We start from the raw sequence: 19,502 nt of genomic DNA, 5'->3' as shown, positions 1-19,502 counted from the left end.
CGGTCGAGCACTCTTGCGCTTGCGCGGCGGGCGGCAAGCGGGTAGCGGGATGCGGACGCGAGGACAGGGAATGGCCACGACACTCGGAACATCGCGGGAACAGGCGGTTGACAATGCGCTGCGGGACCACCCGCGCGCGGCGCTGGACGCCCACTCGGTACGGGAAGCCTATCGCCGTTGGGCGGGGGTTTATGACGCGGTGTTCGGGGGGGTCTCCTCCTATGGGCGCCGCCGCGCGGTGGCGGCGGTGAACCGCCTGCCCGGCACGCGGGTGCTGGAGGTGGGGGTCGGCACCGGCCTGGCCCTGCCGCGCTACCGCGCGGAGAAGCGCGTGGTCGGCATCGATCTCTCGCGCGAGATGCTGCTCAAGGCCGAGGAGCGGGTGCGCGACGAGCGCCTCGCCCATGTCGAGGGGCTGCTGGAGATGGACGCCGAGTCGATGGCGTTCCAGGACGGTGCCTTCGACATCGCGGTGGCGATGTTCACCGCCAGCGTGGTGCCCGACGCCAAGAAGCTGTTCGCCGAGATGAGCCGCGTGGTGAAGCCGGGCGGGCACCTGCTGTTCGTCAACCACTTCGCCGCCGAGGGCGGGCCGCGCTGGTGGGTCGAGCGCACCATGGCGCCGCTCTCTCGCGTGCTGGGCTGGCACCCCGACTTCGCCTTCAGCGACCTGTTCGATCGCGAGAAGGTGCAGGTGGAGGCGCTGGAGTCCTGCCCACCGGCGGGGCTGTTCACCCTGGTGCACCTGCGCAACGCCGCGCCGGCCGTGCTGGCGGCGCCGGACCGGGCCGTGGCGGCCTGAGGGCCGCCGGGCGGTGTCGCTGCGCATCGCCGAGGATCAGGTCGTCGAACTGGCCGAGATGTTCCGGCTGATGAGCGACCCGACGCGGCTGCGCATCATCCTGGCCTGTCTCGACGCCCCCGCCCCGGTGGGGGAGATGGCCGAGCGGATCGGCATCTCCGGCAGTCTCGCCTCGCATCACCTGCGGCTGCTGCGGGCCGCCCGCCTGCTGCAGGCGGAGCGGCGGGGCCGGCAGGTGTTCTACGCCGTCACCGATGCGCATGTGCGTTCCATGCTGGGCGACATGGTGGATCACGTCATCGAGGATGAGCCGGAGGCGGATTCGGCGCCGGCGGGCTGATTCGGCGCCGCGTTGGCGGGCTGGAAAGGTCTGCGGGGCCATTGTGCGCGCGGGCCACAGATGCCCCGCTTGCGCATCGTTGCCCCGGCATCACTTGTGCGGTGCCGGTGGTGGCGATTATGGTCCGGCGAATGTTTCCCCTGGTGTCGGTTCGGGCGCGGGGGGAAAAGGGCCAGGTCGTGCGGTGCGGCTTTGGCTGGTCGGCGCGGTGCGCGCCGGCGCCCAGGTTTATCGGGCGAACGGATTACGAGCGGACGGGATAGGGAATGCGGCGGTCGATCGTTTCGCGCTTCGCGGGCTTGAGCGCCACCCTTGGGGTGGCGGCCATCTCCTTGCTGCAAGGGGCGCCGGCCCTGGCGCAGGGTTCGGGCGGCGCGGATTCCGGCATTGTGGGCGCCCCGGTGCCCTGGGGTATCGATCTGCAGCGGGCTGGCGGCCCGGTGAAGGAGTCGATCCACGACTTCAACCAGCTGGTGCTGTGGATCATCGTCGCCATCACCGTCTTCGTCGGCGCGCTGCTGGCCTATGTGGTCTGGCGGTTCCGCGCCGAGGCGAATCCGGTGCCCTCGCGCACCAGCCACCACACCCTGCTGGAAGTGGCCTGGACGGTTCTGCCGGTGCTGATCCTGCTGGTCATCGCCGTTCCCTCCTTCCGCCTGATCTATTATCAGGACCGGACGCAGGAAGCGGACCTGACGATCAACGTGACCGGCCGGCAGTGGTACTGGCATTACGCCTACCCTGATCAGGGCAATTTCGCCTTCGACAGCTACCCGGTGCAGGAAGCCGACCTGAAGCCCGGCCAGCTGCGCAACCTGGATGTGGATGAGCCGCTGGTGGTGCCGGTGGGCAAGAACATCCGCATCCTGACCAACGGCCAGGATGTCATCCACAGCTTCTTCGTGCCGAGCCTGGGCGTGCAGAAATACACCATTCCGGGCCGCACCATGGAGACCTGGATGCGGGCGGACCACACCGGCACCTATTATGGCCAGTGCAACCAGATCTGCGGCACCAACCACTGGTTCATGCCGATCGTGGTGAAGGCCGTGCCGCAGGCCGAGTTCGACGCCTGGGTGGCGGGGGCGCGGCAGCGCTTCGCGGCCGAGGGCGGCGAGCGCCCGGCGCAGCCGGTGGCCACCGCCGGCAAGGCGCCGGCGGCCCAGGCCGCGGCCGCGGATGACGGTGCGGTTCTGGCGGAGCTTCGCCGCTGACGCGGCGTTCACGAGACGGGTTCGAGAGCGGGACGGACAAAGATGGCGACCGCGTCACACACGCATGACAACCATGGCCATGGTGACCACCATGGCCACCATGATCACACCCCGGGCTTCGTGGCGCGCTGGTTCTTCAGCACCAACCACAAAGACATCGGCATCCTCTACCTGATCTTCGCCGTGGTCGCCGCCTTCGTCGGCGTTGGCCTCAGCCTGCTGATGCGCATCGAGCTGCAGAGCCCCGGCATGCAGATCTTCGCCGACGGCCAGGCCTGGAACGTGGCCGTGACCGCGCATGGCGTGGTCATGGTGTTCTTCGTCATCATGCCCGCGCTGATCGGCGGCTTCGGCAACTACTTCGTGCCGATCATGATCGGCGCGCCGGACATGGCCTTTCCGCGCCTGAACAACATCAGCTTCTGGCTGCTGGTCCCGGCGCTGATCCTGGCGGTGGCGAGCCTGTTCGTGGGTGGCGCCGGCACCGGCTGGACGCTGTACCCGCCGCTGTCGAACAGCACCTACCAGTCCGGCCCCTCGGTCGACATGGCGCTGTTCGCGCTGCACCTGGCGGGCGCCAGCTCGATCCTGGGCGCGGCCAACTTCATCACCACCATCTTCAACATGCGCGCCCCGGGCATGACGCTGCACAAGATGCCGCTGTTCGTGTGGGGCATGCTGGTCACCGCCTTCCTGCTGCTGCTGTCCGTGCCCGTGCTCGGCGGCGCCATCACCATGCTGATCACCGACCGCAACTTCGGCACGGCCTTCTTCGACCCGGCCGGCGGCGGCGACCCGGTGCTGTTCCAGCACCTGTTCTGGTTCTTCGGCCACCCCGAAGTCTACATCATGATCCTGCCGGGCTTCGGCATCATCTCCCACGTGCTGTCCACCTTCAGCCGCAAGCCGATCTTCGGCTATCTCGGCATGGCCTACGCCATGGTGGCCATCGGCGTGGTCGGCTTCGTGGTGTGGGCGCACCACATGTTCACCTCCGGCATCTCGGTGGACACCCGCGCCTACTTCATGGCGGCGACGATGATCATCGCGGTGCCCACGGGCATCAAGATCTTCTCCTGGATCGCCACCATGTGGGGCGGCTCCATCACCTTCCGCACGCCGATGCTGTTCGCCATCGGCTTCATCTTCCTGTTCACCATGGGCGGCGTCTCCGGCGTGAAGCTGGCCAACGCCTCGGTGGACGTGATCCTGCACAACACCTACTACGTGGTGGCCCACTTCCACTACGTGCTCAGCCTGGGCGCGGTGTTCTCGATCTATGCCGGCTTCTACTACTGGATCGGCAAGATGAGCGGGAAGCAGTACCCGGAGTTCTGGGGCAAGGTGCATTTCTGGCTGACCTTCGTCGGCGTGAACCTGACCTTCTTCCCCATGCACTTCCTGGGCGCCCAGGGCATGCCGCGCCGCTACCCGGATTATCCGGACGCCTTCGCGGGCTGGAACCTGATCGCCAGCCTCGGCGCCTATATCTCGGTGGCGTCCTTCGTGGTCTTCCTGTATGTCTGCTACCGGACTTTCGCCGGCAAGGAGCAGGCGGAGGCGAACCCCTGGGGCGAAGGTGCGACGACCCTGGAGTGGCAGGTTTCTTCCCCGCCGCCCTTCCACACCTTCGATGAACTGCCCCGCATCCGCTGAGGCAAATACCGGCTGATGAGCGATAGCGCGATCAAGTCGGGGGGGGCTTCTGCCCCCCTTGGCACATCCACCGACATCGACCTGAGCGAGGTGCGCGACTGGATCGCGCTGCTCAAGCCACGGGTGATGTCGCTGGTGGTATTCACCGGCCTGGTCGGGCTGCTCGTCGCGCCGGGGCATCTGCACCCCGTGCTGGCGGTCACCGCCATCCTCTGCATCGCCGTGGCGGCAGGGGCGGCGGGGGCCATCAACATGTGGTACGACCGCGACATCGACGCGGTCATGCGCCGCACCGCCGGCCGGCCCATTCCCGCGGGGCGCATCCGCGCCAGCTCGGCACTGGCCTTCGGCGTGCTGCTGAGCCTCGCCTCCGTCATGCTGATGGGGCTGGCCACCAACTGGGTGGCGGCCGCCGTGCTGGCGGGGTCCATCGGCTTCTACGTCTTCATCTACACCATGTGGCTGAAGCGCCGGACGCCGCAGAACATCGTCATCGGCGGCGCCGCCGGCGCCTTCCCGCCGATGATCGGCTGGGCCGCCGTCACCGGGCAGGTCTCGCTCGAGGCGGTGGTGATGTTCGCCATCGTCTTCTTCTGGACGCCGCCGCATTTCTGGGCGCTCTCCCTCTTCGCGCATGGCGACTACCAGCGCGCCGGGGTGCCGATGCTGCCCGTGGTGGCCGGCCCCAAGGAGACCCGCCGGCAGATCTGGCTCTATTCCCTGCTGCTGGCGCCGCTGGCCCTGCTGCCGACCGTCATCGGCATGGCGGGCTTGGCCTATGGCGCGGCGGCGCTGGTGCTGGGCGGCTTCTTCCTGGAATCCATGTGGCGCGTGAAGCGCGACGCCCAGGACGCCGAGGGCCGCAGCCTGACCAACGACGCCCCCGCGCGGGCGGCGTTCCGGTTCTCCATCATCTATCTGTTCGTGCTGTTCGCGGCGCTCGCCGCGGACCGCCTGGTGTTCGGCGCATGAGCCCCGTCAAGGGCGCGCCGGGCGGCATGACGCCGGAGGAGAAGGCCGCCTTCCTCCGCCGGCGGCGCGGCCGCAACTACGCCGTCTTCTTCGCCCTGCTCGGGCTGGTCGGGCTGTTCTTCTTCATCGCCATGGCCCGGCTGACCCGGGGCTGAGCCCAGCGACAGGAAGCGCCACCGTGCCCGTCAACGACCCGGATCTTGCCCGCCGCAACCGCCGCGTCGCCTTCGTGGCGGGTGGCATCGTGGCGGGCATGCTCGGCCTCTCCTTCGCGGCCGTGCCGCTCTACACGCTGTTTTGCGCCGTCACCGGCTATGGCGGCACGCCCCAGATCAACGGGCCGGCGGCGCCGGGGGCCGAGGCGGGGGCGCGGACCATCACGGTGCGCTTCAACGCCAACACCAATCCCGGCCTGCCCTGGCGCTTCCAGCCGGGGCAGAACAGCATGCAGATGCAGCTCGGCGCCGATGCGATGGCCTTCTACACGGCCCGCAGCAATGCCGGCACGCCCACCACCGGCATCTCCACCTACAATGTGACGCCGGAGATCGCCGGGCCGTATTTCCACAAGGTGCACTGCTTCTGCTTCGACGAGCAGACGCTGCAGCCGGGGCAGGAGGTGGAGATGCCCATCTCCTTCTGGGTGGATCCCAAGATCGCGCAGGATCCGGCGACGCGGGATATCCGCACCATCACCCTGAGCTACACCTTCTTCCGCACCCTGGCCGATGCCGAGCGCGCCGGCGCCCTGGCCAAGGCCGGCCCCCATGTGGGCAAGAGCAGCGATGCCTCGCCCATTCGCGATCCTGATGGCCGCCCCACGGCAATGCCGTGAGAGGCTTGATCCAAACCCCGTTTTGGGGATTGATGCTCCGCGTATGACGGGGTGACCCGGGGCCGGCCCCTGCCTGCCCCAACCCCAGTGTTCGAGTCCCCTGAGTCGAGACCAGGAAGCCCCATGGCCAGCAGCAACCTGACGGTGGAAGCGGACGTCCCGCCCCCCAACAAGCACCCCTACCACCTGGTCGATCCCAGCCCCTGGCCGTTGACCTCTTCCTTCGCCGCCGGCGCCATGCTGCTGGGGATCATCCTCTGGGCGCATTACGGCACCCGCTGGGTGTTCTTCGTCGGCCTCATCGGCGTGCTGGCCTCGATGTACCTCTGGTTCCGCGACGTGGTGCGCGAGGCCCGGACGCCGGGCATCCACACCCCCGTGGTGCGGCTCGGCATGCGCTACGGCATGATGCTGTTCATCGCCTCCGAGGTGATGTTCTTCGTGGCGTTCTTCTGGGCGTATTTCCACTTCGCCCTGTACCCGGAGCACGTTGCGGGCGCGGAGAAGGCGATCTGGCCGCCGGCCGGCATCCACACCTTCGACCCCTTCCACCTGCCGCTGCTCAACACGCTGATCCTGCTGCTCTCCGGCTGCACCGTCACCTGGGCGCACCACGCCCTGCTGGAGAACGACCGCAAGGGCATGCTGCAGGGGCTGGGGCTGACCGTGCTGCTGGGCATCACCTTCACCTTCTTCCAGGCGGTGGAGTATGCTGAGGCCCCGTTCGCCTTCTCCGGCGGCGGCATCTATCCCTCGGTCTTCTTCCTGGCCACGGGCTTCCACGGCTTCCACGTCATCGTCGGCACCATCTTCCTGGCGGTGTGCTGGTTCCGCGCCTGGAAGGGCCACTTCACGCCGCAGCGCCATTTCGGCTTCGAGGCGGCGGCCTGGTACTGGCACTTCGTGGACGTGGTGTGGCTGTTCCTCTTCGTCTGCATCTATGTCCTCGGCGCCGGCGAGATTGCCCAGCACTGAGTGATACGCGGCCCCGCCCCCTTCCGGGCGGGGTCATGTCCCGAGGCAGCCCGTAGGGCTGCCTCGCTTCTTCTCGTACCAACAGCCGCCACGGCCTGATTCGGGTGCCGCCTTGCCGACCGGCCCGTGCCGCGGCCGCGAAAGTCGCCTCCCGATGCCCTGGCGCCGCCTCTTTCTGCCGATCCTCGTCGCCCTGCCCGTGCTGGCCATCCTGATCGGCCTCGGAACCTGGCAGTTGCAGCGGCTGCACTGGAAGACCGCCCTGCTGGCGGAGCTGTCGGCCGCCCAGTCCGGCCCCGCGCGCCCGCTCGGCGCGGAGCCGCAGCCCTGGAGCAAGGTCTTCACCAACGGCACCTTCCTGCACAGCCAGGAATCGCTGCTGGGGTTGGAGGTGCGCGGCACCGTGCTCGGCGCCAACCTGCTGACGCCGCTCTCCCGCCCCGATGGTCCGCCGGTGCTGGTCAACCGCGGCTGGGTGCCGCTGGACCGGCCGCAAAGCATCGCGCGGCCGGAGGGTGTGGTGCGCGTCGAGGGCTATGTGCGGCCCGACGAGCCGCGCGGCCTGTTCAGCGCCGAGGACGACCCGGCGGCCCGCCGCTTCTACACGCTCGACATCAACCGCATCGGCCCGGCGCTGGATGTGCGCGGCCTCGCGCCCTTCGCCCTGGTGGCGCTGGCGCCGCCCGGCCTCTCCCCGCAAGCCCTGCCGCAGCCGGCGCGCAGCCTGCCGCAGCCGCCCAACAACCACCTGGGCTATGTCATCACCTGGTACGGGCTGGCGCTGGCGCTGATGGGCGTCTTTGTCGTCTGGGCCCGTGCCCGCCTGAAGGAATCCGCCGCGTGAGCACCGCCGCCCCGAGCACCGCCTATGAGCGCCTGAAGACGCGCTTCGCCCGCATCGCCACGCTGGGCGAGGCGCAGGCCATGCTGCACTGGGACGCCGCCGCCATGATGCCCCCCGGCGGCGCCGAATCGCGCGGCGAGCAGCTCGCCACCCTGGCCGGCCTCTCGCACGAACTGCTGGTGGCCCCCGTGGTGGCCGAGGAGCTGGCCGCCGCCACGGCGGAAGGGGAGTGGGACGCCGCCAACCTCGAGCTGATGCGCCACGCCCATACCCGCGCCACCGCCCTGCCGGGCGCGCTGGTGGAGGCCACCGCCCGCGCCAACGCCGCCTGCGAGACGGTGTGGCGCGAGGCCCGCGCCGCCTCGGACTTCGCCCGCGTGCAGCCCTACCTGGCCGAGGTGGTGCGGCTGCAGCGGGAGAATGCCGCGGCCCTTTCCGCCGCCACCGGCCTCGCCCCCTATGACGCGCTGATGGAGGGCTACCAGCGCGGCATCGGCGCCGCCGACGTGGAACCCATCTTCGCCGCCTACGAGACCTTCCTGGCCGAGGCGCTGCCGCGCGCCGAGGAGATCCAGGCCCGCCGCCCGGCGCCCATCGCCCTGCGCGGGCCGTTCCCGGTGCCGGCGCAGAAGGCGCTGTGCCACGAGATGGCCGGCCGCGTCGGGCTGGATTTCGCCCATGCGCGGCTGGATGAGAGCCTGCACCCCTTCTGCGGCGGCATCCCCACCGACGTGCGCATCACCACGCGCTACACGGAGGAGAGCCTGGCCCAGGCGCTGCTCGGCGTGCTGCACGAGACGGGGCACGCCCTCTACGAGCGCGGCCTGCCGGCGCACCATGCCCGCCAGCCGGTGGGCGAGGCCGCCGGCATGGCGGCGCATGAATCGCAGAGCCTGATCATCGAGATGCAGGCGGCGCGCTCGGATGCCTTCCTGGGCTTCCTCGGCGGCCGTCTGGCGGAGGGCTTCGGCGGCGAGGCGGCGGCCTATGCGCCGGAGAACCTGGCGCGGCTCTGGCGCCGGGTGGAGCGCGGCTTCATCCGCGTCGATGCCGACGAACTGACCTACCCGGCGCATGTCATCCTGCGCTTCCGGCTGGAGCAGGCGCTGATCGGCGGCGGGCTTGCCGTGGCCGACCTCCCCGGCGCCTGGAACGAGGGCTTTTCCCGGTTGCTCGGCATGGTGCCGCCGGACGATGCGCGTGGCTGCCTGCAGGACATCCACTGGCATGACGGCGCCTTCGGCTACTTCCCCTCCTACACGCTGGGCGCCATGGCGGCGGCGCAGCTGATGCGGGCCGCGCGCGCGGCCGTGCCCGGCCTGGACGAGGCCCTGGCCAAGGGCGATTTCGCCCCGCTCACCGGCTGGCTGCGCGAGAAGGTGCATGGCCAGGGCTCGCGCCTCGGCTTCCAGGACCTGCTGCGCGCGGCGACCGGCAAGCCGCTCGACCCCTCCGACTTCATGGCCCACCTCAACGACCGCTACCTCACCGACTGACAGAAGAAGATGAGGGAGGTCCGGAGGGAGAATTCCTTCTCCCTCCGGCCTTTATGTGGTTTGGCCCCGCGCGCATAAAGGCTGCCAGAGAGAGTCGGCCCCCGGAATGAAGGGGGCCGCGGAAGGGCCGCCATGCAGAACAGTGACGACATCTGGCGCCGGGTGGAGAGCAAGCTCCCCCGCTACACCGCGCTTTCGGACCAGGTCTGGTCCACGCCCGAGCTGAACTACGCCGAGCACCGCTCCGCCGCCGCCCATGCCGAGGTGCTGGCGGAGGAGGGCTTCCGCGTCACCACCGGAATCGCCGGCATCCCCACCGCCGTGATGGGCGAGGCGGGCGAGGGCGGCCCGGTCATCGCCATCCTCGGCGAGTACGACGCGCTGCCGGGGCTCAGCCAGGAGGCGGGCGTCGCCGAGCACCGCCCCATCGAGGCCAATGGCAGCGGCCATGGCTGCGGCCACAATTTGCTCGGCTCCGCCTCGCTGCTGGCCGCGGCGGCGGTGAAGGACTGGCTGGCCGAGCGCGGCCTCAAGGGCCGCGTCCGCTACTATGGCTGCCCGGCCGAGGAAGGCGGGTCCGCCAAGGGCTTCATGGTCCGCGACGGCGCCTTCGACGATGTGGACGTGGCCATCTGCTGGCATCCGGCGCCCTTCTCCGGCGTCAACAAGCCGCGCTCGCTGGCCTGCATGGAGGTCGACTTTTCGTTTGTTGGCCGCTCCAGCCATGCGGCGGCCGCGCCGCATCTGGGGCGCAGCGCGCTCGATGCCGTCGAGCTGATGAATGTCGGCGTCAACTACATGCGCGAGCACATGCCGAGCCATGCGCGCATCCACTACGCGCTGCAGGATGCCGGCGGCATCGCCCCCAATGTGGTGCAGGGCAAGGCGCGGGTGCGCTACTTGGTGCGTTCGCTGACCATGGCCGAGGTGCTCTCCCTGCTGGAGCGGGTGAAGAAGATCGCCCAGGGCGCCAGCCTGATGACCGAGACCAGCGTCACCCACCGCGTGCTCAGCGCCGATGCCGAGCTGGTGGCCAACCCGCCGCTGGAGCAGGCCATGGAGGAGAATTTCCTCCGCCTCGGCCCGCCGCGCTTCGACGAGGACGACAAGGCCTTCGCCCGCCAGATCCAGGCGACGCTGACGCCGGACGAGATCACCGCCGCCTATCGCCGCGCCGGTCTCGACCCCATCCCCGGCGAAGCGCTGGCCGAGCGGCTGGTGCCGCTCTCGGCGCCCGAGCCGGCCGGCGTGGGCTCCACCGATGTCGGCACCGTCTCCTGGAAGGTGCCCACGGTGCAGGCGCGCGGCGCCACCTATGCCATCGGCACGCCGGGGCATAGCTGGCAGCTCGTGGCGCAGGGCAAGGCGCCGGCCGCGCACAAGGGGCTGGAGCATGTGGCCAAGGTGATGGCCGGCACCGCCCTGGACGTGCTGACCAACCCCGAGCTGCTGGCCCGCGCCCGCGCCGACCACGCCGCCCGCACCGCCGAGATGCCGGACGTCTTCCCGATCCCGAAGGACGTGCCGCCGCCGCTCGACATGGCCGCCGGCCACTGACCGGCCGCCCCTTCCGGCGCCGCCCAACCCGGCGGGCGGCTCCGGAGCCCTGTTCCCGCGCGCCCTTCCATCCCGAAACCGGAACACCGGACCCATGACCACCTTCCGCACCGCCACCCTGCTGGCCGTTCCCCTGGCCGCGCTGGCTGCCGGCACCGCGCCGGCGCCGCTGCGCGCGCAGGAGCTGCGCGTCGGCCTCTCCGCGCCGGTCACCTCGATCGACCCGCACTTCGCCAATGCGGCGCCCAATTCCTCCTTCGCGCGGCACATCTTCGACCCGCTGGTGGTGCGCGCGCCGGATGGCCGCCCGGTGCCCAACCTGGCGCTCTCCTGGACCGCGCTGGAGGACAACCTCTGGGAGATCAGGCTGCGCCCCGGCGTGAAGTGGCATGACGGGCGCGACTTCACGGCCGACGACGTGGTGTTCACCTTCGGCCGCGCGCCGAACGTGCCGAACAGCCCGGCCAGCTTCGGCGGCAGCCTGCGCACGGTGAAGGCGGTGGAGGCGGTGGACCCGCTGACGCTGCGCATCACCACCTCGGCGCCGACGCCCAACCTGCCGATCGACCTCGCCGCCATCGCCATCGTCTCCCGCCATGCGGGGGAGGGGGCCAGCACGGCCGACTACAACAGCGGCAAGGCCGCCATCGGCACCGGCCCCTACCGGCTGGTCAGCTACGCTTCCGGCTCCAGCATCGAGGTCTCGCGCTTCGATGGCTGGTGGGGACCGCGGCAGGACTGGGAGAAGGTCACCTTCCGCATCATCCCCAACCCCGGCGCGCGCACCGCGGCGCTGCTCTCGGGCGATGTGGAGCTGATCGCGGCGCCCTCCTCCTCCGACCTGCCGCGGCTGCGGCAGGAGGCGAACATCCGCATCTTCGAGCGGCAGGGCTCGCGCGCGCTGTTCCTCTCGCCGGATTTCAGCCGCACCGGCGAGTCGCCCTACATCACCGACAATGACGGCAAGCCGCTGCCCACGAACCCGCTGCGCGAGCTGAAGGTGCGGCAGGCGCTCTCCCTCGCCATCAACCGGCAGGGGCTGGCGGAGCGGGTGCAGCAGGGCATGGCGGAGGCCACCGGCCAGTGGATGCCGCCCGGCGCCTTCGGCCACAACCCGGCCGTGCCGGTGCCGGCCTTCGACGTGGCGCGCGCCCGCACGCTGCTGGCCGAGGCGGGCTACCCGCAGGGCTTCCGCATCACGCTGCACGCCAGCAACGACCGCTACCCGGCCGACGCGCAGACCGCCCAGGCCGTGGCGCAGATGTGGAGCCGCATCGGCGTCGCCACCACGGTCGAGACGCTGCCCTTCGCCACCTACCTGACGCGCATGGCGAAGCAGGAATACTCGATCGTGCAGAACAGCTGGGGCAGCTCCACGGGCGAGGCCGGCAGCGTGCTGCTGAACATCGTGCACAGCTACGACCAGCCGCGCCGCCTCGGCGCCAGCAACGACACGCGCTACGCCAACGCGGCGCTGGACGCGCAGATCGCGGAGGCGCTCTCCACCATGGACCCGGCCCTGCGCGAGCAGCGCGTGGCCGCCGCCGTGAAGGCCTCGGTGGACGACTTGGCGCTGATCCCGATGATCCTGTTCAAGAATGCCTGGGCCGCGCGCCGCCCGCTCACCTACGAGCCGCGCATGGACGAGCAGACCCTGGCGATGGGCATCCGCCGCGAGAACTGACAGGAAAAAGAAGGGGTCCAGGGGAATTCCTTCCCCTGGCCTTCCCTTGGCCTTTCTCTGGCCTAGGCCGGCACCGGCACCCGCTGCGCCAGCGGCTCCAGCAAAGTCTCCAGCGCCACCGGGTCCTCCCATTCCAGCTTCACCGTCAGCACCGTCACGCGGCTGCGGAAGGCGGGGGGGATGCGCACATAGTCCTTGCGCGTCGTCACCGGGATGGCGCGCAGCGCCTCGGCCTGCTCCAGCAGCTCGCGCAGGTCGCCGGCGTCGAAGGGATAGTGATCGGCATAGGAGACGCGGCCGGCGAGCACGGCGCCCGCCTCCTGCAGCGTGGCGAAGAACTTGCGCGGGTTGGCGATGCCGCAGAAGGCGAAGACCGGCTGGCCGGTCAGAAGCTCCGCCTCCGGCCCCGGCACCAGCCGGGCGCGCAGCACCGTCATCTCGGGCGGGAGCTGGGCCAGCGCCTCCGTCTCGTCCTCGCCGATTAGCACGGCGGCGCGGCAGCGCGCGGCGGCGGCGCGCACCGGCTCGCGCAGCGGTCCGGCGGGGATGATCCGGCCATTGCCGAAGCCGTAATTGCCGTCGATGACCAGCAGCGAGAGGTCCTTCTCCAGCCCCGGATTCTGCAGCCCGTCATCCATGATGATGGCCTGGGCGCCGGCCGCCACGGCGGCGCGGCCGCCGGCCTCGCGGTTGGCGGCCACCCAGGTGGGGCGGGTGGCGGCCAGCAGCAGCGCCTCGTCGCCCACCGCCTGGCTGTCGTGCAGGGCGGGGTCCACCATCAGGGGGCCCTTCACCCGGCCGCCATAGCCGCGCGTCAGGAACACGCTGCCGACGCCACGATTGGCCAGGCGCTGGCCGAGGTCGAGCGCCACGGTGGTCTTGCCGGCGCCGCCGGCGGTGGCGTTGCCGCAGCAGATGACGGGCACGGGCGCCTGCCAGCCCGTGCGGGCCACGCGGCGCGCGGTGGCGGCCGCGTAGATCGCGGCGATGGGGGACAGCAGCAGGGGCGCGATTCCCCCGCTGCCCCCGCTCCAGAAGCCGGGGGCACGCATTCGGCTCGAACCTGTCCTTCTCCCTAGGCCCCGCGCGCGGCCGGCGGACCGCCGGCGTCGATGGGCAAGATCTCCAGGATCGCCGCGGCCAACCTTCCCGGCAGGTGGGACGCATCGGCGGCAACCATCGCCGCGGCGCGGGTCAGGGACTGCGCGCGGCCCGGCGTGGATAGCACGTCTGTCACCGCCTCGGCCAGCGTGGCGCCATCCGCCACCCGGATGGCGCCGCCGGCGGCCTCCAGCGCGCCGGCCAGCGCCTCCACATGCTCGGTGTGCGGGCCGAACAGGATGGGGCAGCCGAGCCGCGCCGGCTCCAGCGGATTGTGCCCGCCCTTGGGCACCAGCGAGGCGCCGATGAAGGCCACCCCCGCCAGGCGGAAGAACAGCCCCAGCTCGCCCAGCGTGTCGGCCACATGCACCTGGCAGCCGGGGCCGGGCTGGCCGCCCGCGGCGCGCCGGCTGACGGCCGCCTCTCCCACGGTGCCGGCGGCCAGCGCCGCCACCTCGGCGCCGCGCTCGGGGTGGCGGGGCGCGATGATGGTGAGCAGCTCCGGCAGGTTGGCGCGGGCGAGGCCCGCCGCCTCCAGCACCACCGCCTCCTCGCCCGGCTGGGTGCTGGCGGCGAGGAAGACCGGCCGGCCGCCGAGGAGCGCGCAGAGCCGCCGCAACTCCACCGGATCGGCCGGCAGCGGCTCGGCGGCGGCCTTCAGATTGCCCCAGGACTGCACCGCGCCGGCACCGAGCGCGCGCAGCCGCGCCGCATCCTCCTCCGTCTGGGTGAAGATGAGGCGGAAGCGGGAGAGGATCTCGCGCGCGAGGCCGGGCGCCCAGCGCCACATCCGCGCCGAGCGGGGCGACATGCGGGCATTGACCAGCACCGCCGGGATGCCGCGCCGCGCCAGCGCCGCCGTCATGTTCGGCCACAGCTCGCTCTCGACGAAGATGGCCCCGTCCGGCCGCCAGCCATCGAGGAAGGCCTCCGCCCAGCGCGGCACGTCGAGCGGCACGAAGCGGTGCGTCACCCGCCCGGCCAGGTCGGGCGGCAGGCGCTGCGCCAGCAGGGTGGCGGCGGTGACGGTGCCGGTGGTGACGAGCAGCCGCAGCGCGGGCCGGCGTTCCATCAGCGCCGCCATCAGCGGCAGCAGCGAGAGGGATTCGCCGACGCTGGCCGCGTGCAGCCAGAGCAGCGGCCCCTCCGGCCGCTCCGCCCCGGCGCCGCGCCGCTCCGCCAGCCGCTCGGGGATCTCCTTGCCGCGGCCGGCGCGCAGCCGCAGCCAGAAGGGCAGCAACGGCGCCAGCCCGGCGCCGGCCCAGTGCGTGACGGCCCCGCCGAGGCTCATGCGGCTAGAGCGCCCGGCTTTCGATGCCCGGCGGCAGGCGGCCTGCGGCCCAGGCATCGGCCATGTCGCAGGCCGCGCTCAGCGCCGCCTCGATGGCGGGCACCGCCGCCTGCGTGCCGTCGCGCGGGACATGCACGGGCGGGCCGCAGACCAGCACGGCGCGGCCGAAGGGCAGGGGCAGCATCATCCGGTCCCAGCTCGGCAGCAGCCGGTGGCGGGTGGCGGCGGCGGCGGCGGGCAGCACCGGCACCCCGGCGATGGCGGCGAGGCTGGCCACCCCGTCCGCCGCCTTGCGGCGCGGGCCGCGCGGGCCGTCGGGCGTGATCGCCACCGGGCTGCCCTCGCGCAGCACCTTGAGCAGGGCGCGCATGCCGCTGGCGCCGCCGCGCGAGGTCGAGCCATGCACCATCACCAGCCGGAAGCGGGAGACCACCTCGCCGATGAAGCGGCCATCCCGGTGCTGGGAGACCAGCACATGCGGCTGCCAGTCCTTCGCCTCGGGGAAGATGCGGTGCACGGCGGTCCAGAGCATCGGCATCATCGGCAGGCGCTCGTGCCAGAAGCCGATGATGGCGGGGCGGCCCTGGCCGGCGAGCGGCGCCATGTGCTCGTGCCCCACCATCGTCCACCGCGTGGTGCGGTAGCAGAAGGCCAGGTAGGCGCTGAGCAGCCGCGCCAGGACGGCCTGGGTGGCGGGATGGCGGATCAGCTTGCGGAGCATGGGGTGCGCGACATGTCGGGGAGCGCCCCTAGCACGGCTGGCCGCGCAGCGGAAATTCCCCGCGCATGACGCGCCGCAGCATGGCGGGCGTTGCCATGCCGCGCCACGCCGCTAGGCTGGCCCGGATGCCCCGCCCTGCCACCCTGGCGCGCCGCGCCGCGCCCTTCCTGCTCTGCCTGCTGCTGGCCGGGCTGGGGGGCGGCCTGTTCTTTCTGCTGGGCACGCCGCTGCCCTGGCTGCTGGGGGCGCTGAGCTTCGTCGCCGCCGGGCAGCTCATGGGGCTGCGGTTGCAGGCCTCGCGCCGGGCGCGCAATGCCGGGCTGCTGGTGGTGGGCTGCGCGCTGGGCCTGTTCTTCACGCCCGAGGCCGCCCGGCACCTCGCCGAGCGCGCCTGGCTGGTGGTGGGCGCGGCGCTGCTGACGCTGGCCATCGGCGTCGCCCTCTCGCCGCTGCTGGCGCGGCTCGGGCGGATGGACCGCGCCAGCGCGCTGTTCGGCTCCATTCCCGGCGGCGTGGCCGAGATGAGCGTGCTGGGCGAGGCCTATGGCGCCCGCCCCACCACGGTGGCCATCGTGCAGCTGCTCCGCGTGGTGGGGGTGGTGGTGCTGGTGCCGAGCAGCTTCGCGCTGCTGGGCATTTCCGGGCACATCTCCTCCAGCTTCGTGGCGCGGCCGCTCTGGCTGCCGGGGCTGGCGCTGCTGCTGGCGCTGGGCGCGGCGATGACCTGGCTGCTGATCCGCCTGCGCGTGCGCAACGCCTGGCTGCTGGGCGGGCTGTTCGTCAGCCTCGGCCTTACCGCCGCGGGGCAGGCGCTGACCGGGGTGCCGGGCTGGGTCTCGGCCATCGCGCAGGTGGCGATGGGCGCGCAGCTCGGCGTGCAGTTCGAGCGCGCGGCCTTCCTGGGCGGCGGGCGGCTGCTGGGGGCGGCGGTGCTGCACGTGCTGCTGCTCACCGGCCTCTGCGCCCTGCTGGGCTGGCTGCTGGCGGCGCTGTTCGGGCTGGACCTGCCGACGCTGGTGCTGGCCACCGCGCCCGGCGGCGTGGCGGAGATGTCCATCACCGCCAAGACGCTGCTGCTGGACGTGCCGGTGGTGGTGGCCTTCCACCTCGTGCGCATCGCGCTGACGGCGATGCTGGTGCAGCCCTGCAGCGTGCTGCTGCGCCGCTGGGGGTTGCTCTAGAGCAGATCGCGAGCAGGCTGCTTCGCCTGATCGCGTGAAAATGCTCGCAAAAGTAATGATCTAGAGCCTTTTCCGTGAGCCAGTACGAACGGAAAAGGCTCTAGGGCTCAGCCGCCCGTCGGCAGCGGCGAGACGCCGAACAGCCAGCCATGTGCGTGCAGCAGTGCCGCCCAGGCCAGCAGCGCCAGGGCCGGCGCCAGCCAGCCGATCTCCCGCCAGGCCAGCCGGTTGCGCCCGGCGGCGATGGCACCGAAAGGCAGGATGGAGGTCTCCGCCGCCAGCCGCGCCCAGGCCTGGGGGTCGCGCCGGGCCAGCTTGGCGTCGATCGAGGGCATGCCGGCCAGGGCGGTGGCGCCCAGCGTGCCGAAGAAGACCAGGCTGGCGCTGTCGCCATTGCCCAGCATGTGCAGCAGCGCCCACAGCGCGAAGGACCACAGCATGGGGTGGCGGGTGACACGCTGGATGCCTCGCGCGCCCTGGGCCATCGCCGCCTCGCCGCCCACCGCCGTCGGGTTCGGCCGCAGCACGGAGGCGACGAAGAGCAGGAAGGCCGGCAGCATGCCGAGCACGATCAGCCAGCGCAGCCAGCCGGGCGCGAACCACAGCGGCACCGTCCCGGCCGCGCGCCAGCCCTGCACCAGCAATGCCAGCGCCAGCACCGAGGCCAGCGAGAAGGCGGCGCGGAAGCCGCCCTCGCCGAGCCGCGCCGCCACCGCCCCGCGCCAGGGCCCGCCGGCGAGGCCGAGATGCAGGGCGAGCCAGAGCAGTGCGGCCAGGAGCAGGGGCAGCATGGCGGGACTCCTTTCGTCGGTCCGGGGCTTGCCAGGCAGGGGGGAGGGCCGGATGGTGACAGTGACAACATCAGAGGATAGTCTGTTGGCGATGTCAACATCGGCGCCGGACCCCTATCACCACGGTGACCTGCGCGCGGCCCTGCTGCGCGCCGCCGAGGCGATGCTGGCCGCGCAGGGGCCGCAGGACCTCTCGCTGCGGGCCGTGGCGCGGGCGGCGGGGGTTTCGCACAACGCGCCCTATCGCCACTTCGCCAGCCGCGAGGCGCTGCTGGCCGCGCTGGCGGCGGAAGGCTTCCGGCGGCTGGCCGCGGCGCTGGAGGGGGCGGGGGCAGGCATGGCGGCGCTCGGCCGCGCCTATCTCGGCTTCGCCGAGGCGAACCCGGCGCTCTACCGGCTGATGTTCGGCCAGGGGCCCTCGCGCGCGGCGCATGCCGCGCTGGCCGCCGCCGCCGAGGCGGCCTTCGCACCCCTGGCGGCGCGCAGGCCGGACCGCGCCGCCGCGCTGCGCGCCTGGGCGCTGGTGCACGGCATCGCCCAGCTGCGCGCCGATTGCCACTGGCCGGAACCGGGCGCCGCCCTGGCCGAGGCGGTGCTGCGCGAGGAAGGCTGAGGCGGCGGCGCCCTCCTCAGGGCCGCCAGGCGCGGTGGTAGGGGTGGCCGGCGCGGATCGCCTGGGCGCGGTAGAGCTGCTCGGCCAGCAGGCCGCGCACCAGGAAGTGCGGCCAGGTCATCGGGCCGAGCGAGAGGCGCTGCTCGGCTCGCGCCTGCACCGCGGGGTCCAGCCCCTCGGCGCCGCCGATGAGGAAGGCCAGCGGTCGGCCGCTGCCCTCCCAGCGTTCCAGCAGCGCGGCCAGGCCCTCGCTGTCCGGCATGTGGCCGCCGAGGTCGAGGGCGATGGCGAGCGCGGCCTCGGGCAGGGCGGCGAGCAGGGCCGCCCCCTCCCGGCGCCGCACCTCGGCCGCCGAGCCGCGCGCCTCGGGGATCTCCCGCACCTGCAGGGGCGGCCGCAGCCGCGCATTGTGCTGGGCGAAGAGATCCGCCTCCGGCCCCGGCTTCAGCCGCCCGACGGCGATGAGCAGGGGCGCGCGGCTCAGCCGCGGGCCTCCCCGTCATCCGGCTCGTCCGGCTCGTCGGCCTCGTCGGCGTCGAGGATGTCGTCATCCCCGAGCCCGTCCACCAACTCGCCGGACTCCTCCTCCTCCTCCTCGTCCTGCATCCACTCCGCCTCGGTGAGGGAGGGGATGGGCGCCTCCTCCGGCCCGGCCAGGGGGGCGTCGCCGGCGGGCGGGCTGTCGGGGCCCCACATCTTCTCCAGCCGGTAGTTGGCACGCGCCTCCGGCTTGAAGAGGTGCACGATCAGGTCGCCCGCATCGAGCAGCACCCAGTCCGGCGAGGTCTCCGTGCGGATGCGGCGGATGCCGTGCTCGGCCAGCGCCTTCTCCAGATGCGTCGCCATCGCCTGGATCTGCCGGTCGGCGAGGCCGGTGGCGACGATCATGCGGTCGGCGAAGGCGGCGCGGCTGGCGACGTCCAGCACCACCACATCCTCCGCCTTGTCGTCCTCCAGGCTCTTCACCGCGCTCTGCACGATCAGCTCGATCTGCGGCGGGCTGAGCTTGGTGCGCTTCGGCGGCTTGCGCGTCTTCACGGTGGCGGCGGGCTTCGCCTTGGGCTCGGCCTTCTTCGCCGGTGTCACGGCCTTGCTGGTGGTGGCGCGGGCGGTGTTGGCCTTGGGCGCGGCGGCGCGGGGTGCCCTGGCGGCGGGCGCGGCGCCGCGCGTGGCACCCTTGGCCGCGCTGGTGCGGGGAGCGGGCCTGGCCGCGGCGTCGCGGGGCGCCCTGGCGGGGGGAGTGGCGCTGCGCGCGGTGCTCTTGGCCGCGCCGGTGCGTGAGGTGGGCTTGGCCGTGCGGCTGGTGGCAGCCTTGGGCGCGGTGTCGCGGGAGGGCAGGCCGGCGGCATCGGGGTCATCCACAAGAACCTGACGCCGGAAGACCAGGCCGCGCAGGTGCGGCAGGTGAAGAAGTTCGAGAGCGGCATGG

20 protein-coding genes and 1 pseudogene are annotated in these 19,502 nt (G+C 72.1%); 15 read left to right on the top strand and 6 right to left on the bottom strand.

Annotated elements, in window-relative coordinates; genetic code table 11:
• Nucleotides 1-70: 70 nt before the first annotated feature.
• The 12 genes from ACFOY6_RS13010 (at nucleotide 71) to ACFOY6_RS12955 (ending at nucleotide 12,375) form a co-directional block, all read left to right on the top strand.
• A complete protein-coding gene (locus ACFOY6_RS13010) occupies nucleotides 71-802 on the top strand; it encodes a class I SAM-dependent methyltransferase (RefSeq protein WP_379651081.1) in 732 nt (243 codons plus the stop codon).
• Nucleotides 803-815: 13 nt separating this feature from the next.
• On the top strand, nucleotides 816-1,142 hold the full coding sequence (locus ACFOY6_RS13005; protein WP_379635391.1) for an ArsR/SmtB family transcription factor: 327 nt from the start codon (nucleotides 816-818) through the stop codon (nucleotides 1,140-1,142).
• Nucleotides 1,143-1,441: 299 nt separating this feature from the next.
• Entirely contained in the window at nucleotides 1,442-2,356 is a 915-nt protein-coding gene (gene coxB / locus ACFOY6_RS13000) for a cytochrome c oxidase subunit II (RefSeq protein ID WP_456316314.1), read from the top strand.
• Between the two features lie 42 nt (nucleotides 2,357-2,398).
• Complete coding sequence (gene ctaD / locus ACFOY6_RS12995; RefSeq protein ID WP_109516643.1) at nucleotides 2,399-4,012, top strand: cytochrome c oxidase subunit I; 1,614 nt, start codon at nucleotides 2,399-2,401, stop codon at nucleotides 4,010-4,012.
• A 15-nt stretch (nucleotides 4,013-4,027) separates the two neighbouring features.
• The gene (locus tag ACFOY6_RS12990) at nucleotides 4,028-4,984 is read left to right on the top strand and encodes a heme o synthase (RefSeq protein WP_379651078.1); all 957 of its coding nucleotides are present in this window, start codon (nucleotides 4,028-4,030) and stop codon (nucleotides 4,982-4,984) included.
• Nucleotides 4,981-5,139 carry a hypothetical protein gene (locus ACFOY6_RS12985; protein ID WP_181378081.1) on the top strand — a complete coding sequence of 53 codons (159 nt, stop codon included), beginning with the start codon at nucleotides 4,981-4,983 and terminating at the stop codon, nucleotides 5,137-5,139. Before ACFOY6_RS12990 ends, ACFOY6_RS12985 begins: the two co-directional genes overlap by 4 nt.
• 23 nt (nucleotides 5,140-5,162) lie before the next feature.
• Nucleotides 5,163-5,819 carry a cytochrome c oxidase assembly protein gene (locus tag ACFOY6_RS12980; protein ID WP_109516645.1) on the top strand — a complete coding sequence of 219 codons (657 nt, stop codon included), beginning with the start codon at nucleotides 5,163-5,165 and terminating at the stop codon, nucleotides 5,817-5,819.
• A 123-nt stretch (nucleotides 5,820-5,942) separates the two neighbouring features.
• Complete coding sequence (locus ACFOY6_RS12975; RefSeq protein WP_109516646.1) at nucleotides 5,943-6,794, top strand: cytochrome c oxidase subunit 3; 852 nt, start codon at nucleotides 5,943-5,945, stop codon at nucleotides 6,792-6,794.
• A gap of 154 nt (nucleotides 6,795-6,948) precedes the next feature.
• Nucleotides 6,949-7,638, top strand: a complete 690-nt coding sequence (locus tag ACFOY6_RS12970) for an SURF1 family protein (protein ID WP_109516647.1) — start codon at nucleotides 6,949-6,951, stop codon at nucleotides 7,636-7,638.
• Nucleotides 7,626-9,134, top strand: coding sequence for a carboxypeptidase M32 (locus ACFOY6_RS12965; protein ID WP_379651103.1), 1,509 nt, complete (start codon nucleotides 7,626-7,628; stop codon nucleotides 9,132-9,134). Before ACFOY6_RS12970 ends, ACFOY6_RS12965 begins: the two co-directional genes overlap by 13 nt.
• Before the next feature lie 132 nt (nucleotides 9,135-9,266).
• Entirely contained in the window at nucleotides 9,267-10,691 is a 1,425-nt protein-coding gene (locus ACFOY6_RS12960) for a M20 family metallopeptidase (protein ID WP_379635384.1), read from the top strand.
• Between the two features lie 94 nt (nucleotides 10,692-10,785).
• Nucleotides 10,786-12,375: an ABC transporter substrate-binding protein gene (locus ACFOY6_RS12955; protein WP_379651076.1), complete on the top strand. Its 1,590-nt coding sequence runs from the start codon at nucleotides 10,786-10,788 to the stop codon at nucleotides 12,373-12,375.
• Nucleotides 12,376-12,437: 62 nt separating this feature from the next.
• Here the strand turns inward: ACFOY6_RS12955 and lpxK are convergent, their stop codons facing one another.
• From lpxK to ACFOY6_RS12940, 3 genes are read right to left on the bottom strand one after another with little or no spacing between them, the layout of a single operon-like run.
• A complete protein-coding gene (lpxK, locus tag ACFOY6_RS12950) occupies nucleotides 12,438-13,427 on the bottom strand; it encodes a tetraacyldisaccharide 4'-kinase (RefSeq protein ID WP_379651074.1) in 990 nt (329 codons plus the stop codon).
• A 23-nt stretch (nucleotides 13,428-13,450) separates the two neighbouring features.
• Complete coding sequence (locus ACFOY6_RS12945; RefSeq protein WP_379651072.1) at nucleotides 13,451-14,767, bottom strand: 3-deoxy-D-manno-octulosonic acid transferase; 1,317 nt, start codon at nucleotides 14,765-14,767, stop codon at nucleotides 13,451-13,453.
• Between the two features lie 4 nt (nucleotides 14,768-14,771).
• The gene (locus tag ACFOY6_RS12940; RefSeq protein WP_379651070.1) at nucleotides 14,772-15,488 is read right to left on the bottom strand and encodes a lysophospholipid acyltransferase family protein; all 717 of its coding nucleotides are present in this window, start codon (nucleotides 15,486-15,488) and stop codon (nucleotides 14,772-14,774) included.
• 65 nt (nucleotides 15,489-15,553) lie between these two features.
• Between ACFOY6_RS12940 and ACFOY6_RS12935 the strand changes: the two genes are divergently transcribed.
• The gene (locus tag ACFOY6_RS12935; RefSeq protein ID WP_379651068.1) at nucleotides 15,554-16,669 is read left to right on the top strand and encodes an AbrB family transcriptional regulator; all 1,116 of its coding nucleotides are present in this window, start codon (nucleotides 15,554-15,556) and stop codon (nucleotides 16,667-16,669) included.
• Between the two features lie 107 nt (nucleotides 16,670-16,776).
• On the opposite strand, the gene ACFOY6_RS12930 is transcribed toward ACFOY6_RS12935, so the two are convergent.
• Nucleotides 16,777-17,460 (bottom strand): NnrU family protein, encoded by a 684-nt coding sequence (locus ACFOY6_RS12930; RefSeq protein WP_379635376.1) that lies wholly within the window; start codon nucleotides 17,458-17,460, stop codon nucleotides 16,777-16,779.
• Nucleotides 17,461-17,551: 91 nt separating this feature from the next.
• On the opposite strand from ACFOY6_RS12930, the gene ACFOY6_RS12925 reads away from it, so the two are divergent.
• Complete coding sequence (locus ACFOY6_RS12925) at nucleotides 17,552-18,073, top strand: TetR/AcrR family transcriptional regulator (protein WP_379651066.1); 522 nt, start codon at nucleotides 17,552-17,554, stop codon at nucleotides 18,071-18,073.
• A 16-nt stretch (nucleotides 18,074-18,089) separates the two neighbouring features.
• Here ACFOY6_RS12925 and ACFOY6_RS12920 read toward each other — a convergent pair whose 3' ends face one another.
• The gene (locus tag ACFOY6_RS12920; RefSeq protein WP_379651101.1) at nucleotides 18,090-18,542 is read right to left on the bottom strand and encodes a 23S rRNA (pseudouridine(1915)-N(3))-methyltransferase RlmH; all 453 of its coding nucleotides are present in this window, start codon (nucleotides 18,540-18,542) and stop codon (nucleotides 18,090-18,092) included.
• 11 nt (nucleotides 18,543-18,553) lie between these two features.
• Nucleotides 18,554-19,000, bottom strand: a complete 447-nt coding sequence (gene rsfS / locus ACFOY6_RS12915; RefSeq protein WP_379651099.1) for a ribosome silencing factor — start codon at nucleotides 18,998-19,000, stop codon at nucleotides 18,554-18,556.
• 396 nt (nucleotides 19,001-19,396) lie between these two features.
• Between rsfS and ACFOY6_RS12910 the strand changes: the two are divergent.
• Nucleotides 19,397-19,502 (top strand): annotated as a pseudogene (locus ACFOY6_RS12910) (IMP dehydrogenase); the annotation flags it as partial.

This window comes from Teichococcus aestuarii, from assembly GCF_042651065.1.
GTDB classification, from domain to species: domain Bacteria; phylum Pseudomonadota; class Alphaproteobacteria; order Acetobacterales; family Acetobacteraceae; genus Pseudoroseomonas; species Pseudoroseomonas aestuarii.
The sequence above is the reverse complement of the archived record's forward strand: the minus strand, read 5'-3'. Positions and strand labels throughout refer to the sequence as shown.

What these genes read in the sequence shown, in the direction of transcription:
- ACFOY6_RS13010 (WP_379651081.1), top strand. Translation starts at nt 71, where the DNA reads ATGGCCACGACACTCGGAACATCGCGGGAACAGGCGGTTGACAATGCG.
- ctaD (WP_109516643.1), top strand. Translation starts at nt 2,399, where the DNA reads ATGGCGACCGCGTCACACACGCATGACAACCATGGCCATGGTGACCAC.
- ACFOY6_RS12990 (WP_379651078.1), top strand. Translation starts at nt 4,028, where the DNA reads ATGAGCGATAGCGCGATCAAGTCGGGGGGGGCTTCTGCCCCCCTTGGC.
- ACFOY6_RS12985 (WP_181378081.1), top strand. Translation starts at nt 4,981, where the DNA reads ATGAGCCCCGTCAAGGGCGCGCCGGGCGGCATGACGCCGGAGGAGAAG.
- ACFOY6_RS12975 (WP_109516646.1), top strand. Translation starts at nt 5,943, where the DNA reads ATGGCCAGCAGCAACCTGACGGTGGAAGCGGACGTCCCGCCCCCCAAC.
- ACFOY6_RS12970 (WP_109516647.1), top strand. Translation starts at nt 6,949, where the DNA reads ATGCCCTGGCGCCGCCTCTTTCTGCCGATCCTCGTCGCCCTGCCCGTG.
- ACFOY6_RS12960 (WP_379635384.1), top strand. Translation starts at nt 9,267, where the DNA reads ATGCAGAACAGTGACGACATCTGGCGCCGGGTGGAGAGCAAGCTCCCC.
- ACFOY6_RS12955 (WP_379651076.1), top strand. Translation starts at nt 10,786, where the DNA reads ATGACCACCTTCCGCACCGCCACCCTGCTGGCCGTTCCCCTGGCCGCG.
- lpxK (WP_379651074.1), bottom strand. Translation starts at nt 13,427, where the DNA reads ATGCGTGCCCCCGGCTTCTGGAGCGGGGGCAGCGGGGGAATCGCGCCC.
- ACFOY6_RS12945 (WP_379651072.1), bottom strand. Translation starts at nt 14,767, where the DNA reads ATGAGCCTCGGCGGGGCCGTCACGCACTGGGCCGGCGCCGGGCTGGCG.
- ACFOY6_RS12940 (WP_379651070.1), bottom strand. Translation starts at nt 15,488, where the DNA reads ATGCTCCGCAAGCTGATCCGCCATCCCGCCACCCAGGCCGTCCTGGCG.
- ACFOY6_RS12935 (WP_379651068.1), top strand. Translation starts at nt 15,554, where the DNA reads ATGACGCGCCGCAGCATGGCGGGCGTTGCCATGCCGCGCCACGCCGCT.
- ACFOY6_RS12930 (WP_379635376.1), bottom strand. Translation starts at nt 17,460, where the DNA reads ATGCTGCCCCTGCTCCTGGCCGCACTGCTCTGGCTCGCCCTGCATCTC.
- ACFOY6_RS12925 (WP_379651066.1), top strand. Translation starts at nt 17,552, where the DNA reads ATGTCAACATCGGCGCCGGACCCCTATCACCACGGTGACCTGCGCGCG.